Source organism: Marinicauda pacifica (genome assembly GCF_004793635.1).
In the GTDB taxonomy this organism is placed as follows: domain Bacteria; phylum Pseudomonadota; class Alphaproteobacteria; order Caulobacterales; family Maricaulaceae; genus Marinicauda; species Marinicauda pacifica.
Map to the genome: position 1 here is coordinate 1,147,270 of NZ_SRXV01000001.1, position 14,790 is coordinate 1,162,059.

A 14,790-nucleotide genomic window follows, 5' to 3' on the forward strand; every position below is an offset into this window, starting at 1 on the left:
GGGGTTATTTAAAGACCGATGAGAACTATTCTTTCCCAGCGAAGGCTGGGACCCGGAGAGCATCACGTGCCGTCATCCGATGACGCAGCCCCGTCCTTTCCTGGGTCCTGACTTTCGTCAGGAAAGAGGGGGAAGCGGTTTCACCTGCCCCCCGATGCTTCGAGGCTCGCCTTGCGGCGAGCACCTCAGCATGAGGGAGGCGGGTTGGTTTTAAGTAGCTGATAAATTTAGCTTAACGAGTCGATGTCATCCATCCCCCTCACCCTGAGGTGCCCGGCTGAAAGCCGGGCCTCGAAGGGTCGGATGACGGGCGCCCTCACCCTACCCCAATATCCCCGGCAGGGTGAGCTGGTCTGTGTCCCCGTTTTACAATTATTCAGCTCTCCAGCTTTCCACGAGCGACAAGGCCTGCTCGCGGTGAAACCGCCAATCATCGACCTGGCTATGCAACAGCATCATGTTCACACGGATGTACGGAGCTGCCATGAAGCCCATCGAGCAGAGGGAGTACTCCAGCGGCTCCTGCGGTGGCCCACTCCCGTCGAGGTCTTCGGCACGGCATACAATTTTGATAGAGTGACGATCTTCGGGACCACTGGTCCAGTATTGGTCTTTTGTCGCGAAACGACTGTTACGATGAAACAACTGCAGGCCGTTATCGTCGCTTCTAGCAAATGTAAAGTATTCGCGTCTTTCGCGAGATAGTCCGGCAATCTGAGGCGCAACCGTGTCCTCAAGATTTGCGCCGGAGAGCGCAATCTGATGGTAACTCTCGACCTGTTCGTGATTAACTTGCCTTCGGTTGCGATACTGTCCATCGACGAGTGCTGCTAGCGTATAGATTCTGTATCCGCGCAGTTCCCCATCCGCGATTTCAAGCATCAGCGGTGGCACATTCGGGTCGAACCATTCTGACGGAATGATGAGGCGCGCCACATCAGTTTCGTTCTCATCGAAGAATGGATTCACGTGAAGTGTTACCTCCACTGGAAAGCCTTCCCGTGCCAGATGGCGGGCGGCGGCAATCTCGTTACGAAAGGGCGGCTCTTCCGGATTTTCCTCACCAGCCGGGCAAGGCACTCGGCGCTGGATGACACGGACACGTCCGCTATCCCCTGGCCGAAGGGGAGGCGTATAGACCCTGTCGATTTCGATACAGCTTTCGGCACCGTGTCGCGGGGTCGAACCTTGGCCGGCAGAGCATGCTCCAAGAGCGAATAGCGCCGCAACAATGGACAGATAGATCGTTTCCAGCATCACTCCAGCTCCCCGTCACTCACCAGGCTTCGATAAACCTCGCCCGCCTCGAACCGCTCGCGATAGCGCGACGGCGCTTCATCGGTGTACTCCACCACGGCGGTGAGCCCGGGAGCGCGGGGCGGCGGCGCAGTCGCGCTCAATGCGGCTTTCGACGAGACCGGACCGTACACTGCGCGCGCCGACTCTGCGTGAAAACTTCGCGCGTACGGCGAGTTTGCGCAGGAAGGGCGCGCACTGGCAAGGGAGCGGGGTTTCGCCGGGGTGTGTAGCGTGGACAGGGGGGACGGACGGCGCCCTGTCCTCTCTGGGTTCTAAGGTCTCCGCTTCGCTCCGCCCGGAATGACGACGGGGGTTAAGATGTTTAAAAGTATATATTGTTCGTCATCCCCGGCTTGACCGGGGATCCAGAGATCGTGAAATGCCGTCCTCAAAACCGGCGCCCTGCCCTCCATGGGTCCTGACTTTCGTCAGGACAGAGGGGGAAGCGGTTTCACCTGCCATCGGATGCTTCGAGGCTCGCTTTGCTCGCGCCTCAGCATGAGGGAAGCGGGTGGGGTCGACGAGGAGGCGTTGAATCGACTGTCCCACAGCCGATGTCGCCCATCCCCCTCACCCTGAGGTGCCCGGCGCAGCCGGGCCTCGAAGGGTCGGATGCCGCCCGCCTCACCCTACCCCAATATCCCCGGCAGGGTCAGCTGGTGCTCGCGTGCGCAGTCGAGGGCGAGGTCGTAGCCGGCGTCGGCGTGGCGCATGACGCCGGTGGCCGGGTCGTTCCACAGGACGCGCTCGAGGCGCCTGGCTGCGGCGTCGGTGCCGTCGGCGCAGATCACCATGCCGGCGTGCTGGGAAAAGCCCATCCCGACCCCGCCGCCATGATGGAGTGAGACCCAGGTCGCGCCCGACGCGGTGTTAAGCAGGGCGTTGAGAAGCGGCCAGTCGGAGACGGCATCCGAGCCGTCCTTCATCGCCTCGGTTTCCCGGTTGGGCGAGGCGACGGAGCCGGAATCGAGATGATCGCGCCCGATCACGACGGGGGCTTTCAGCTCCCCGCTGGCCACCATCTCGTTGAAGGCGAGCCCGGCGCGGTGGCGCTCGCCCAGCCCGATCCAGCAGATGCGCGCGGGCAGGCCCTGAAACGCGATGCGCTCGCGCGCCATGTCGAGCCAGGTGTGAAGCTGCTCGTTTTCCGGGAAGAGCTCCTTCATCTTCGCGTCGGTCTTGTAGATGTCTTCCGGATCGCCGGACAGCGCGCACCAGCGGAACGGGCCGACGCCGCGGCAGAAGAGCGGGCGGATATAGGCGGGCACGAAGCCGGGGAAGGCGAAGGCATCCTCCAGCCCCTCCTCTTTGGCCACCTGGCGGATATTATTGCCGTAATCGAGCGTCGGGATGCCGCGATTCCAGAAGGCGACCATCGCCGCGACATGCTCCTTCATCGACGCGCGCGCGGCCTTTTCGACCGCCTTGGGATCGCTTTCGCGTTTCTCGCGCCACTCGGCGATCGACCAGCCCTTGGGCAGATAGCCATTGACCGGATCGTGGGCGGAGGTCTGGTCGGTGACGATGTCCGGGGCGACGCCGCGGCGTACCAGCTCGGGGAAGATCTCGGCGGCATTGCCGAGCAGGCCGACCGATTTGGCCTCGCCCGCCTTGGTCCAGCGTTCGATCATCGCCAGCGCCTCGTCCAGCGTCTCCGCGCGCTCGTCGAGATAGCGGGTGCGCAGGCGGAAATCGATGCGGGTGGAATCGCACTCCACGGCGAGGCAGCACGCCCCGGCCATAACGGCGGCGAGCGGCTGCGCCCCGCCCATGCCGCCCAGCCCCGCGGTCAGGATCCACTTGCCGGAGAGATCGCCGTCATAATGCTGGCGCCCGGCCTCGGCGAAGGTCTCGAACGTGCCCTGCACGATGCCCTGCGTGCCGATATAGATCCAGGAGCCGGCCGTCATCTGGCCGTACATCATCAGACCCTTGCGATCGAGCTCGCTGAAATGGTCCCAGGTCGCCCAGTGCGGCACCAGGTTGGAATTGGCGATCAGCACGCGCGGCGCATCGGTGTGGGTGCGAAACACCCCGACCGGCTTGCCCGACTGGACCAGCAGCGTCTCGTCGTCCTCAAGGCTTTTCAGGCTTTCCACGATGCGGTCGAAATCCTCCCAGCTGCGCGCCGCCTTGCCGATCCCGCCATAGACGACCAGCTCGTGCGGGTTTTCCGCGACGTCGGGGTGGAGATTGTTCATCAGCATGCGCATCGGCGCTTCGGTCAGCCAGGACTTGGCCGAAATCTGCGTCCCCGTGGGCGGATAGATGTCGCGGGTATTGCGGCGTGAGGTCGACATGGGAGGTTTTCCTTATCCGGGTTGGAGACCGCGCAGGTGCGCCAGCAATGTGTCGAGAACCGATTTGAGGACCGGGCGCAGGCGCTCCGCCTTCGCTTCGTCATAGGCAAAGGGCGGGGCTTCCGATTGCAGATAGGCCGACTGGGTCAGCTCCATCTGGACGGCGTGAACGCCCTCGTCCGGGCGTCCGTAGTGACGCGTCGTCCATCCGCCCTTGAAGCGGCCATTCACGACCGTCGAATACCCCCTCGCCGACCGGCACACCTCTTCCATTGCGGCCTGCAGTTCGCGCGCGCAGGTCCGCCCTTCATTGGTGCCGATATTGAAGTCGGGCAGCCGGCCCTCGAACAGGTAGGGGATCTCGGACCGGATGGAGTGGCAGTCATAGACCAGCGCGATCCCGTGTTCGGCGCGCACGCGCTCTATCTCTGACTGCAATGCGCCGTGATAGGCGCTGTGATAGCGCTCACGCCGTTCGGCCTGCTCGGCCTCATCCGGCTCCTCTCCCTCGCGGTAGAGCCGGTTGCCGTCGAAGTCGGTGACCGGGCAGAGGCCGGTCGTGTTCTGCCCCGGATAGAGGCTGTGACCCTCCGGATCGCGGTTCGCGTCGATCAGATAGCGATGAAAATTGGCGCGCACCATCGTCGCGTCCGGCACCAGTCGCGAATAGAGGCGATCGACATGCCAATCGGTGTCAGATAGCGATTCTGCGCATGGATTTAGCCGCGCGTGAAGCGGCTTTGGTACCCAGATACCCGCATGTGGTACCGCCAGAACCAGTGGTCCGGACCCGCGCGTGACCGTAACCGGCTCCATCACCGCGGCTCCAGCTTCAGATGGCCTCCGATGCCTGCCGCCCGGGCGAGATCGCCTGCCCTGACATGCTTTGCCGCGCGGGCGAGCTCGGGCGCCATATAGCGATCCTCCATCAGCGAGGGGCAATCCTCGCGCAGGCTGGCAATCGCCGCCTCCAGGCGCGGGCTGGACCGGCCTTCAGAGCGAAGCTCGATGCCTTGCGCGGCGCAAAGCCATTCAATTGCAATGATTTGCGCGAGATTCTGAGTCATCTGCATCAGGCGTCGCGCCCCATGGGCAGCCATCGAGACATGGTCTTCCTGATTGGCGCTCGTCGGCGTTGAATCGGTCGAACATGGCGTGGCCAAATGCTTGTTTTCACTCATCAAAGCCGCCGACGTCACCTCCGCGATCATGTAGCCGGAATTCAGTCCCGGCGCCGGCGTCAGGAAGGCGGGAAGTCCGTGAGACAAGGCCGGGTCGACCATGACCGCGATGCGCCGCTGGGCAATCGCCCCGAGCTCGGCCACGGCCAGCGCGATCTGGTCGGCGGCAAAGGCAACCGGTTCGGCATGAAAGTTACCCCCCGACACAATGGTGCCGGTCGAGGTCAGGACGAGCGGGTTGTCAGTGACGGCATTAGCTTCGATTTCAAGGGTTTGCGCAACCTGGCGCAAAAGGTCCACACACGCCCCGGCGACCTGGGGCTGGCATCTTATGCAATAGGGATCCTGGACGCGGCTGTCGCCATCGCGATGGCTTTCGCGGATCTGGGAGCCCTCCATGAGGTCCCGCAACGCGGCAGCCACTTCGATCTGCCCGCGATGACCGCGAAGTGTATGAATTTCCTCTTCAAACGGAGCCGTGGACCCCATCACCGCATCGGTCGACAGCGCGCCGGTGACCACCGCGCTCCGCGCGCAGATCCAGGCCTCGAACAGCGCTGCGAGCGCGTAAGCGGTTGAAAACTGAGTACCATTGATGAGGGCCAGCCCTTCCTTGGCACCGAGCTCGATCGGCTCCACACCGGCGCGCTGCAACGCCTCGCGCGCGGGCAGAACCTCTCCCTCAAGGACGATCTCGCCCTCTCCGATCAGCGCCGCCGCCATGTGTGCCAGTGGCGCGAGATCCCCGGACGCGCCTACGGAACCTTGCGCAGGTATATGAGGTAAAAGGTCTTTTTCGATCAGCGTTTCGATCTGGACAATGGTCTGCCAGCCTACTCCGGACGCACCCCGGCCCAGCGACAGCAGCTTGAGCGCCATCATCAGGCGTACGATCTCCGGGGGCATGGCCTCGCCCACGCCGCAGCAATGGGACAGGACCAGATTGCGTTGAAGATGGGCGGTTTCTTCAGGCGCGATGCGGACGCTGGCCAGCTTGCCGAAGCCAGTATTGACCCCATAGACGGCCGCGTCCCCGGCGGCGGCTTCGGCCACACACTGCGCCGCCGTCTCGACCACTGCCCGGCAGGATCGGTCCAGCGTGACCGGACCGCCGCCCGACCGGTAGAGGCTTTCCAGTTGAGAGAGCGTCGCGCCGCCCGGAACGAGCTTCATGCTAGAAATCTCCTGCAAAGACGCGGGTATGCAGCGGGTTGAAGCCGATGCGGTAGGTCAGCTCGGCCGGGTGGCGGACATCCCACACGGCGAGATCGGCACGGCAGCCCGCAGCGATCACTCCGGCATCACTCAAGCCCAGCGCCCGCGCGGCGTTGCGCGTGGTTCCGGCAAGCGCCTCTTCCGGGGTGACGCGAAACAGGGTCGCGGCCATGTTCATCGCCAGCAGAAGCGAGGTGAGAGGCGCGGTTCCAGGATTGCAGTCGGTCGCCACAGCGAGCCTGACGCCTTCCCGGCGCAGCACGGCGAGCGGCGGCAGCCTTGTCTCGCGCAGCGTGTAGAAGGCCCCCGGGACCAGCACACCGACCGTGTCCGCTTCGGCGAGCGCCTTCGCACCGGATTCATCAATATATTCAAGGTGGTCGGCGGACAATCCACCATAGCGCGCCGTCAGCGCCGAGCCGCCGAGATTGGACAATTGTTCGGCATGCAGCTTGACCGGCAGACCCAGCTTTCGGGCCGCATCGAAGACGCGCGCCATCTGGGCGGTCGAGAAGGCGATGCCCTCGCAGAAGCCATCGACCGCATCGACGAGCCCGGCCTCATGCGCCGCGTCGAGGCCCGGCAGGACCACGTCGTCGATATAGGCGTCCGCGCGGCCTTCATACTCGGGCGGGACGGTGTGAGCGGCAAGATAGGTGGTACGAACGCGCACCGGCCGGACCTCGGCGATGCGGCGCGCCACGCGCAGCATTTTCAGCTCGTCCTCAATCGTCAGGCCATAGCCCGACTTGATCTCGAGCGTCGTCACGCCTTCGCGCAGAAGCGTATCGACGCGCGGCAGGGCCTGCTCCAGAAGGGCGTCTTCACTGGCGGCCCGGGTATCGCGAACCGTGGACAGGATGCCGCCGCCGGCCCTGGCGACCTCTTCGTAGCTCGCCCCCTCCAGACGCTGCTCGAACTCGCGCGCCCGGTCCCCGCCGAACACGATATGGGTGTGGCAATCGATCAGACCCGGCGTGACGAGGCGTCCGTCCAGATCGACCGTGCGCGCGGTCTTGAATGCGGCCGGCACGTCATCGTGCGGGCCGCACCAGGCAATCGTCTCGCCCTCGATCGCGACCGCCGCGTTCTCGATCAGGCCGTAGGGCGTCCCGCCCTCGGTCATCGTGGCCAGTCTTGCGTTTGTCAGAAGGGTTGCGGGCACGGGCGCCACCTTGAATAACTCGCGTTTAGCTGCATTATGTGTGCACATATTAACGTGTCAATGGGGTCCGGCGTGCAGAAAATCTGGGCAGAACACGCACTGGCCAGCGGCGTCTGGCGCGCTGGCGTTCAGGTGACGATCGGGGATGACGGCCGGATCGAGGCGCTCGCCGACGGGCGCGATAGCGATGCGCTCCGCGTCGGCGTCCTGCTGCCGGCTCCGGCCAATCTTCACTCCCACGCGATCCAGCGCGCGATGGCCGGCCTCACCGAGGCGCGCGCCGCCGACACCGGAGACAGTTTCTGGACCTGGCGTGCACTGATGTATCGCTTTCTGGACGCGGTCGGCCCCGACGACCTGGAGGCCATCGCCGCGCTCGGCCAGATGGAGATGCTGGAAGCGGGCTATGCCTGCGTGGGTGAATTTCACTACATCCACCACGCGCCGGACGGGACGCCGTATGACGACCTGGCCGAGCTCGCCGGGCGCATCGCTGCCGCGGCGGACCAGAGCGGTATCGGTCTGACGCTGCTACCGGTCCTCTACCAGCAGGCCGGGTGCGACGGGTCGCCGCTCGGACGCGGACAGGTGCGCTTCGGAAATTCCGGCGACCGGTTCGCCGCCCTGTTCGAGCGCAGCTCGCAGATCGTGGAGCGCCTCGGCCCGGATGCGGGCATCGGCGTGGCGCCCCACTCCTTGAGAGCGGTGAACCGGGAGGGTCTTGCAGACTGTCTCACCCTGGCGCCGGACCGGCCGGTGCACATCCATATCGCTGAACAGACCGGCGAGGTGGACGAGGTCATGGCCCATTATGGCCAGCGCCCGGTCGACTGGCTGATGAACGCGCACGAAGTCGATGAGCGCTGGTGTCTCGTTCATGCCACCCACATGACTGCCGCCGAAACGGCGCGGCTGGCGCGGTCGGGCGCAGTCGCCGGCCTCTGCCCGGTGACGGAAGCCAGTCTCGGCGATGGGATTTTCGACGGAGCCGACTATCTCACACAGGGTGGACTGTTCGGAATCGGGACCGATTCCAATATCCGTATCTCGCTGAGTGAAGAGCTTCGCCTCCTGGAATATTCCCAACGCCTTCGTGACAAGGGCCGCGCCATCCTGGCGTCCCGGGAAAGCTCGACAGGACGGACGTTGTTCGAGGGCGCGGTGCGCGGCGGCGCGCAGGCAACCGGCCGCGAGAGCGGGAGCCTGGCGCAAGGCGAATGGGCCGATCTGTTGGCGCTCGATTCCGCGTCCCTCGATCTGGACGGGCGGGAGGGAGACACGCTTCTCGACAGCTTCGTGTTCGCGCACGGCGACGGCGCGGTGAGCGATGTCTGGTCGGCCGGGCGTCACATGGTGCGCGAGGGCCGCCATGTGCACCGCGACGCCATTGTCTCGCGCTATCGCGCGGCGCTGCGATCATTGAGGGAGCGCGCATGACCGAAACGCTCGACACAAGGTCCTGGCGCGGTGTGCATGTCGAATTGCTGCGCCGGATCCAGACCAAGGAATGGCTGCCGGGCGCGCCAATCCCGAACGAGGCCGATCTTGCCATCGAGTTTGGATGCGCGCGAACGACGGTGAACCGGGCGATGCGCGAGCTGGCCGAAGCCGGCCTGATCGACCGCAAGCGCCGTGCGGGCACCCGCGTCGCCCTGAATCCGGTCAGCCGGGTCGTGCTCGACATTCCCATCATCCGGCTAGAGGTCGAACAGCGCAATGCAAGCTGGCGCTACACGCTGCTGGAGCGCGCGGTGTGCCCGGCTCCGGTCGCGATCAGCTCCCGGCTGGGGCTGGACCGCGAGACGGCCATGCTGCACCTGAGCGGGCTGCACTTTGCCGACAACAAGCCCTTCCTCCACGAGGATCGCTGGATCAACCTGTCTGCCGTACCCGGCGTGGAGCGCGTCGATTTTTCGGCCATCAGCGCGAATGAATGGCTGCTCCAGAATGCGCGCTTCACCCATGGCGACATCACGTTTTCCGCTGAGGTCGCGGGAGAGTCGCGCGCCGGCTTGCTGAGCGCGGACCCGGCGGCGGCAATCTTCGTTGTGGATCGCATCACTTGGGACCAGGGCCAAGCCATCACCAGCGTGCGCCTCTCCTATGCGCCCGGCTACGATCTGCATTCGAAGATCTGAGTGCCTCCGACGCGACCGGCAGCGCTATCGGCAGGTTTCCAGGAACAGGACCGGCGCCCCGATCCACAGGGTCGACACGAGTGCGGCGAGTGTCACCAGGGCCGAAGCGCCCTTCAGGAAGTCTCCAGCCGGACCGGTCCAGCGCTTCGCGGCGCTGTGCAGCGGCACGAAGAGCGCAAGGCCTGCCGCGAGATGGGCGGCCCAAATCGCCAGCAAAACGGCGCGCTGGACCGTCAGAGGTCCGAGCTCCATACCCGGCCACCCGGCCCGGCATCCGATCGCATGCACGCCGTAGAGCAGCACGAAGCCGGAACTCCAGACCGTGAATCCGGCTACGAGCCAGAGAAGATTCAGGCCGGAAAACCGCCCGTCGCCGCTCATGCTCCACCCCCCATCGCGAGCGGCAGGCCATAGACGAAGACCAGGCCCGCGAGCGCGCAGACCGCCGTATATGCGTGCCACAGCGCCGGAGCGCGGGCGTCCGTTGCCCGGACTGGCGAGATGAAGCCCGCCTGCCCACGCGCCACGGCGTATGCCGAGAACAGCGCCCCCACTCCGGCGTGCAGGAACCCATAGCCCAGCAGCGCGGCGGTCGCGGCGCCGTAAGCGTGTCCGGTCGGCGGCGGCGCGGCCATGATCAGGATCGCAACCAGCCCGGCCCCGCCAAGGACCGAGAATATCCCGGCCAATGCCTGAAACAGATCGCGGCCCGGCCTCGCCGACGCGTTCAACGCCCTGGCCCGCCCGGCGCTCACCGCGGACAGGATAAGCCCCGATGCCGTCAGCACAGCCAGCCCAATGCCGCCTTCGATCATGCGCGGCGGGGGCCAGTTCGGGGCGATGGTCCACAAGAAGAGATAACCAAACAGCAGCGAGGCAAAGAATGTCCCGTTGGCGACCAGGAAGTAGATCAGGCCTAGCCAGACCGGCGGCCTGGCCGCGCTGTGATAGAGCGGCAGCTCCAGGCCGAGCCCCGCAGCTTCCGGCTCGCCATCGTTCTTCGCGCCCATGCTCCACAGCCAGCGCCAGACGCACACCGCCGCCAGGCCCAGCCCAACCGGCGAGAACGCGTAGAAACCGAAGAGGAAGCAGCCAAAGAAGATTGCCAGCGAGAGGGCGGTGAGGATCGGGAGATAGTCATTCTGCGGCAGGACGATGATCTGATCGGGCTCGCCAGTCGCCATGTCGACGCCGAGCGTTTCCATCTGCCCGTCCCGGACGCGGCCGAGATACCCCTCGCCGCGTGCGAGCTGTGCGCCGAGGTCCGGATCGTCGATCAGGGGATCGCGCGACGACACGCGCGGCAAGGCCGCGAAGTTATAGCTGGGCGCCGGGGTAGGCATCGCCCAGTCGAGTGTCGTGCCCTTCCAGGGGTTGCGCCGGAAGCGGCGGCCGAAGCGGAACTGGAGCACGAGATCGAGCGTGAAGACCGCAAAGCCCGCGGCCATGACGAATCCGCCGAAGGACGAGATCAGATTGGGCAGATCCCAGCCCAGCCCGGCCTCATATGTGAATACGCGCCTGGGCATGCCCAGAAGGCCGGTGAGGTGCATGACCAGAAAGGTCGTGTTGAAGCCTATGAAGATCAGCCAGAAGGCGGTTCTGGACACGGAAAACACCGGGAGCCGCCCGGTCATGAGCGGCAGCCAGTAGTAGACCGCGGCGAGCATCGGGAACACGAAGCCCCCGATCAGCACATAGTGGAGGTGGGCTACCACGAAATGGGTGTCATGGACCTGCCAGTCGAAGGGCACGATCGCCAGCATCACGCCGGTCAGCCCGCCGAAGATGAAGACCGAGAAAAAGCCCAGAAGGTAGAGCATGGGCAGGCTGAGGTGCAGCCGACCCTTCAGGAGCGTCGCGGTCCAGGCAAAAATCTGGACCGCCGTGGGGATGGCCACCAGCGTGCTGGCGGCGGAGAAAAATGCCAGAGCCAGATGGGGAATTCCCGTAGTGAACATGTGGTGGACCCACAGGCCGAAGCTGAGGAAGGCAAGCGCGATGATGGCGGCCACGATCCACGCATAGCCGACGATCCTCGTCCTCGCGAAAACCGGGATAAGGGTCGAGACCACGCCGGCCGCGGGCAGGAAGATGATGTAGACTTCCGGATGGCCGAACAGCCAGAACAGGTGTTGCCACAGAAGCGGCGCACCGCCGGCATCAGGCGCGAAGAACGGCCAGCCGAAGGCGCGTTCGATCTCAAGCAGCACGCTGCCGAGAATGAGGGGTGGGAAGCCGACCAGCATCATCGCGGCGGTGATCAGCAGATACCACGCCATCAGCGGCATGCGATGCAGGGCCATGCCGCCGGTGCGGACCTTGAGCACGGTGACGACAAACTCCACCGCGGCGCAGATCGCGCTGACCTCGACAAAGGTGACGCCCAGCAGCCAGACATCGGCATTGATCCCGGGGGAATAGGCCTTCGAGGCCAGCGGGACATACATGAACCAGCCGCCGTCCGGTGCCACGCCGAAAACGAAGGAGGCCAGGATCGCCACACCGCCGAACAGGTAGCACCAGTAGCCGAACGCGCTCAGGCGCGGATAGGCGAGATCGCGAGCGCCCAGGAGCTTGGGCAAAAGGTAGAGCGCGACCCCCTCTATGAGCGGGATCGCGAAGAGGAACATCATCACCGTGCCGTGCAGGGTGAAGAGCTGGTTGTAGACCTCCGGCCCGAGGAAGGGGTTCTGCGGGCGGGCGAGCTGGGCGCGCATCAGCATCGCCATCAGGCCGCCAATGGCGAAGAACACGAATGCCGTCACAATGAAGCGCCGGCCCACGACGCTGTGATTGACGGTCGAAAATGCGGCCAAACCCTTCGGCGCGCGCCAGATCGCGTCGAGCGCGCGGTGCAGCCCGATGGGCGTCATGCGGCCTGTGCCCTGCTCGCTCATCGCTCGTCCCCCTCACCTGCCGCGCCGGTGTCACCCGGCGCATAGGCAACAACCATGAAATTCATGCCTGCATGGCCCAGGCCGCAAAACTCCGCGCACTGGCCGCGATACTCACCCGGCTCGTCGGCCTGGATACGCAGGTGGGTCGTCTGTCCGGGAATGGCATCGATCTTCCCGGCGAGCCGGGGAATCCAGAAGGCGTGAATGACGTCGACAGCCGTGACGGCGACATCGACCGGCTCGCCGGCCGGAATGTACAGAACGCCCGCCTCACTGCCGGTTTCACCGGGAGCGCCGTCCGGATAGGAGAAGCGCCAGCCCCATTGATAGGCCTCGGCCTGTACTTCGTAGACCTCGCCGCGCGCGCCGGTCATGGACTCGCCCGTCGGTAGCGCCCAGGCCAGCAGCGCGGTGAGAACCACCATCGGAAAGCCGACACCTCCGCCAATCAGCCAGACGCGGTCTGGAACGTCTCGCAACCCGTCGCGGTTGAGGAAGGCATAGCCGATGAGGCCAAGCACGCCGCTCAGGATGACCGCCGACCCGGCAATCATCACCCACCACACTGCCGCAAGATCACGCGCCGCGGGACCGGCGGGATCGAGTGCAGAGAAGGGCCCGGAGCAGGCCGATACCGCCAGGGCCGCACCCAAGGCCGCAAGGGGAGACCAAAACCGATGCCGAGTTCGAAAGACCCTGCTCACAATCCTTCCGCCGCAGACCCGGCCTGGCACGATCTCGACTCGCGCATCGCGGTCGCCGGCCACCCGGTGCACGCGATGCTGGTCGCCTTTCCCATTGCCGGGGTTTTCGCGACCGCCTTTGCCGATGTCGCCTACTGGTGGACGAGCGATCCGTTCTGGGTCCGCGCGGCATTGTGGGCCAGCGGCGGAGCTTTCGCGATGGGGTGCGTCGCGGCGCTGTCGGGTCTGGGCGAGATGGTCTTCGTGCCCGGCGTACGGCGCCGGGCCGCTGCCTGGAGCCATGCCGTCGCGGCGATGGTTCTGATCGGGATCGTCGGGGCAAGCTGGGCGTGGCGTCTCCAGGAAGGCCAGGCAGCGGTCCTGCCCTGGGGGCTGGTGCTGTCCTGGATCGGCCTTGCGGTCGTGGGCATCGCCGGATGGCATGGGGGCAAACTCGTGTTCGAACATCAGGTCGGGACCGCCATGGCGCCGGAGGACGGGGCAGCTGCGGAACCGGAGCCGCCGGCCTCATCGATGAACGGCAAGTCCTTGTCCTGACCTTCCAGCATCCATTGAGGAAACAGGTCGCGATCAACCACCGGCCGGTGGAGGACGAGCCAGAGTGTCGCGGTGACGAAGACAATTGCCGCAAGGAGCAATGCCATCCGGCGGAACTCAGTCGGTTTGGCTTCGGGCGCTTCGAGCTGATCGAGCACCCGGCCTATCAGCATGTGCGTGCCGCCCATCCCGGCCACCGCAACAAGTTTCAAGAACAGCCAGTCGCCAAGCATCACACCGGAAAAGATCAACGCGGTTCCGGTCCCGATGGCGACCAGGGCAGCCGGCGACACGATCGCATCGTAGGCGAAGCGCGTGAAATGGTGCAGGCGCACTTCCACGGCCCGATTGGCCAGCTCCTGCTTGCGGCGCAGGAGTGGTGGCAGGGCGATCAATCCGCCGGCCCAGACCGTCAGCGCGAAAATATGCGCCGCTTTCAAAGCGATGACGATCACGCGGGGCTCTCCGCATTGAGGCGGACGAACCAGCGGCGCACCACCACCACCAGGACTGCGAGATATGGGACCATTCCCGGCACCCACATCAGGAGGCCGGCGAGCTGCTGGTCGGCCAGCGGGCTGAGCTCCCAGGGCGCTGTCGTGGCGAAATGCGGGATGTAGAGCGGTTCGGGCGCAAAGGCGATGAGCGCTCCCAGAAAACCCATCTGCGCGACGAAACCGGTCAGGATGGAGGCCAGCGCGACCGGCCGGTCGCAGCGCGCACCGACGCAGCGCCAGAATCCGATGGCCGTGACCAGGAGGGAAAGCTGCATCAGCCAGTAGCCAGCATCGTAACTCAGCGCGAAGGCGTAGGGCGCGGGCCCGTGCCAGAGCCAGAAGACCGCCACGTGGGCGCCGATCGCAATCGTCGCGAATCCGGCTCCGCGCTCGATCGGCCGCACCTGTCCCATGGCGGCGGACAGCGGCGGCGCGGCGGCCGCGACCAGAGCGATGTGGTTTGCAACGCGGACCGAAAACAGTGCTGCACTCATCGCGCACAGGGGGGTCACGAAGAGCGCGAACAGTACAAGCCACGCGCCTGCAGCCGCTCCTCCGTGGCGCGTTCGCACGAATTTCATGCCGATCCAGACCGCCGCGGCGGCCAGAGCGAGCAGAAGGGGCGGATCCAGATTCCAGTCGGTGAGAAGCGACGCGGGGTCTGCGCCGGGGCCGCAATACGGCACCCAAGCGCGCGTGTTAGAGATCGAAGCCGCCACCATGCTCATATCTGCCTAACGAGCAGAGGTCCCCAGCGTTCCCTGCGCCGAAGAACCGGGGAGCGCTGACGCAAGTTCCCAGCACGCCGGTCCGATCCGGAGGGCGCTTGGAACAATCGTTAAAAGGACTGGTTA

At 65.3% G+C, this 14,790-nt stretch carries 14 protein-coding genes; 3 read left to right on the forward strand and 11 right to left on the reverse strand.

The window, feature by feature from the left end; genetic code table 11:
* Positions 1-372 precede the first annotated feature (372 nt).
* The 6 genes from E5162_RS05525 to hutI form a co-directional block, all read right to left on the reverse strand.
* The gene (locus E5162_RS05525; RefSeq protein ID WP_135943928.1) at positions 373-1,257 is read right to left on the reverse strand and encodes a hypothetical protein; all 885 of its coding nucleotides are present in this window, start codon (positions 1,255-1,257) and stop codon (positions 373-375) included.
* The gene (locus E5162_RS14730) at positions 1,257-1,400 is read right to left on the reverse strand and encodes a hypothetical protein (RefSeq protein ID WP_158291205.1); all 144 of its coding nucleotides are present in this window, start codon (positions 1,398-1,400) and stop codon (positions 1,257-1,259) included. Before E5162_RS14730 ends, E5162_RS05525 begins: the two co-directional genes overlap by 1 nt.
* Positions 1,401-1,928: 528 nt before the next feature.
* Entirely contained in the window at positions 1,929-3,599 is a 1,671-nt protein-coding gene (hutU, locus tag E5162_RS05530; protein ID WP_135943929.1) for a urocanate hydratase, read from the reverse strand.
* Positions 3,600-3,611: 12 nt separating this feature from the next.
* Positions 3,612-4,415 (reverse strand): N-formylglutamate deformylase, encoded by an 804-nt coding sequence (gene hutG, locus E5162_RS05535; protein ID WP_135943930.1) that lies wholly within the window; start codon positions 4,413-4,415, stop codon positions 3,612-3,614.
* Positions 4,415-5,953, reverse strand: a complete 1,539-nt coding sequence (gene hutH / locus E5162_RS05540) for a histidine ammonia-lyase (RefSeq protein ID WP_174234982.1) — start codon at positions 5,951-5,953, stop codon at positions 4,415-4,417. Before hutH ends, hutG begins: the two co-directional genes overlap by 1 nt.
* Before the next feature lies 1 nt (position 5,954).
* On the reverse strand, positions 5,955-7,121 hold the full coding sequence (gene hutI / locus E5162_RS05545) for an imidazolonepropionase (RefSeq protein ID WP_371872219.1): 1,167 nt from the start codon (positions 7,119-7,121) through the stop codon (positions 5,955-5,957).
* Positions 7,122-7,232: 111 nt separating this feature from the next.
* Here hutI and E5162_RS05550 point away from each other — a divergent pair, with 111 nt between their 5' ends.
* The gene (locus tag E5162_RS05550; RefSeq protein WP_206751044.1) at positions 7,233-8,597 is read left to right on the forward strand and encodes a formimidoylglutamate deiminase; all 1,365 of its coding nucleotides are present in this window, start codon (positions 7,233-7,235) and stop codon (positions 8,595-8,597) included.
* Entirely contained in the window at positions 8,594-9,298 is a 705-nt protein-coding gene (locus tag E5162_RS05555) for a GntR family transcriptional regulator (protein ID WP_135943932.1), read from the forward strand. Before E5162_RS05550 ends, E5162_RS05555 begins: the two co-directional genes overlap by 4 nt.
* A 24-nt stretch (positions 9,299-9,322) precedes the next feature.
* Here the strand turns inward: E5162_RS05555 and E5162_RS05560 are convergent, their stop codons facing one another.
* From E5162_RS05560 to E5162_RS05570, 3 genes are read right to left on the reverse strand one after another with little or no spacing between them, the layout of a single operon-like run.
* Positions 9,323-9,679, reverse strand: coding sequence for a hypothetical protein (locus tag E5162_RS05560; RefSeq protein WP_135943933.1), 357 nt, complete (start codon positions 9,677-9,679; stop codon positions 9,323-9,325).
* Positions 9,676-12,198 (reverse strand): cytochrome c oxidase subunit I, encoded by a 2,523-nt coding sequence (ctaD, locus tag E5162_RS05565; RefSeq protein WP_206751045.1) that lies wholly within the window; start codon positions 12,196-12,198, stop codon positions 9,676-9,678. Before ctaD ends, E5162_RS05560 begins: the two co-directional genes overlap by 4 nt.
* Positions 12,195-12,851, reverse strand: coding sequence for a cytochrome c oxidase subunit II (locus E5162_RS05570; protein ID WP_206751046.1), 657 nt, complete (start codon positions 12,849-12,851; stop codon positions 12,195-12,197). Before E5162_RS05570 ends, ctaD begins: the two co-directional genes overlap by 4 nt.
* 24 nt (positions 12,852-12,875) lie before the next feature.
* Between E5162_RS05570 and E5162_RS05575 the strand changes: the two genes are divergently transcribed.
* Positions 12,876-13,439: a DUF2231 domain-containing protein gene (locus tag E5162_RS05575; RefSeq protein ID WP_135943935.1), complete on the forward strand. Its 564-nt coding sequence runs from the start codon at positions 12,876-12,878 to the stop codon at positions 13,437-13,439.
* On the opposite strand, the gene E5162_RS05580 is transcribed toward E5162_RS05575, so the two are convergent.
* Both E5162_RS05580 and E5162_RS05585 read right to left on the reverse strand, forming a co-directional pair.
* A complete protein-coding gene (locus E5162_RS05580) occupies positions 13,349-13,894 on the reverse strand; it encodes a CopD family protein (protein WP_158291206.1) in 546 nt (181 codons plus the stop codon). The genes E5162_RS05575 and E5162_RS05580 overlap by 91 nt on opposite strands.
* Positions 13,891-14,658: a cytochrome c oxidase assembly protein gene (locus tag E5162_RS05585; RefSeq protein ID WP_135944151.1), complete on the reverse strand. Its 768-nt coding sequence runs from the start codon at positions 14,656-14,658 to the stop codon at positions 13,891-13,893. Before E5162_RS05585 ends, E5162_RS05580 begins: the two co-directional genes overlap by 4 nt.
* Positions 14,659-14,790 lie beyond the last annotated feature (132 nt).

Bases quoted from the DNA above. Each gene is read 5' to 3' on its own strand.
- E5162_RS05525 (WP_135943928.1), bottom strand. From the start codon at position 1,257: ATGCTGGAAACGATCTATCTGTCCATTGTTGCGGCGCTATTCGCTCTT.
- hutU (WP_135943929.1), bottom strand. From the start codon at position 3,599: ATGTCGACCTCACGCCGCAATACCCGCGACATCTATCCGCCCACGGGG.
- hutG (WP_135943930.1), bottom strand. From the start codon at position 4,415: ATGGAGCCGGTTACGGTCACGCGCGGGTCCGGACCACTGGTTCTGGCG.
- hutH (WP_174234982.1), bottom strand. From the start codon at position 5,953: ATGAAGCTCGTTCCGGGCGGCGCGACGCTCTCTCAACTGGAAAGCCTC.
- hutI (WP_371872219.1), bottom strand. From the start codon at position 7,121: ATGACCGAGGGCGGGACGCCCTACGGCCTGATCGAGAACGCGGCGGTC.
- E5162_RS05555 (WP_135943932.1), top strand. From the start codon at position 8,594: ATGACCGAAACGCTCGACACAAGGTCCTGGCGCGGTGTGCATGTCGAA.
- E5162_RS05560 (WP_135943933.1), bottom strand. From the start codon at position 9,679: ATGAGCGGCGACGGGCGGTTTTCCGGCCTGAATCTTCTCTGGCTCGTA.
- ctaD (WP_206751045.1), bottom strand. From the start codon at position 12,198: ATGAGCGAGCAGGGCACAGGCCGCATGACGCCCATCGGGCTGCACCGC.
- E5162_RS05575 (WP_135943935.1), top strand. From the start codon at position 12,876: ATGCCGAGTTCGAAAGACCCTGCTCACAATCCTTCCGCCGCAGACCCG.
- E5162_RS05585 (WP_135944151.1), bottom strand. From the start codon at position 14,658: ATGGTGGCGGCTTCGATCTCTAACACGCGCGCTTGGGTGCCGTATTGC.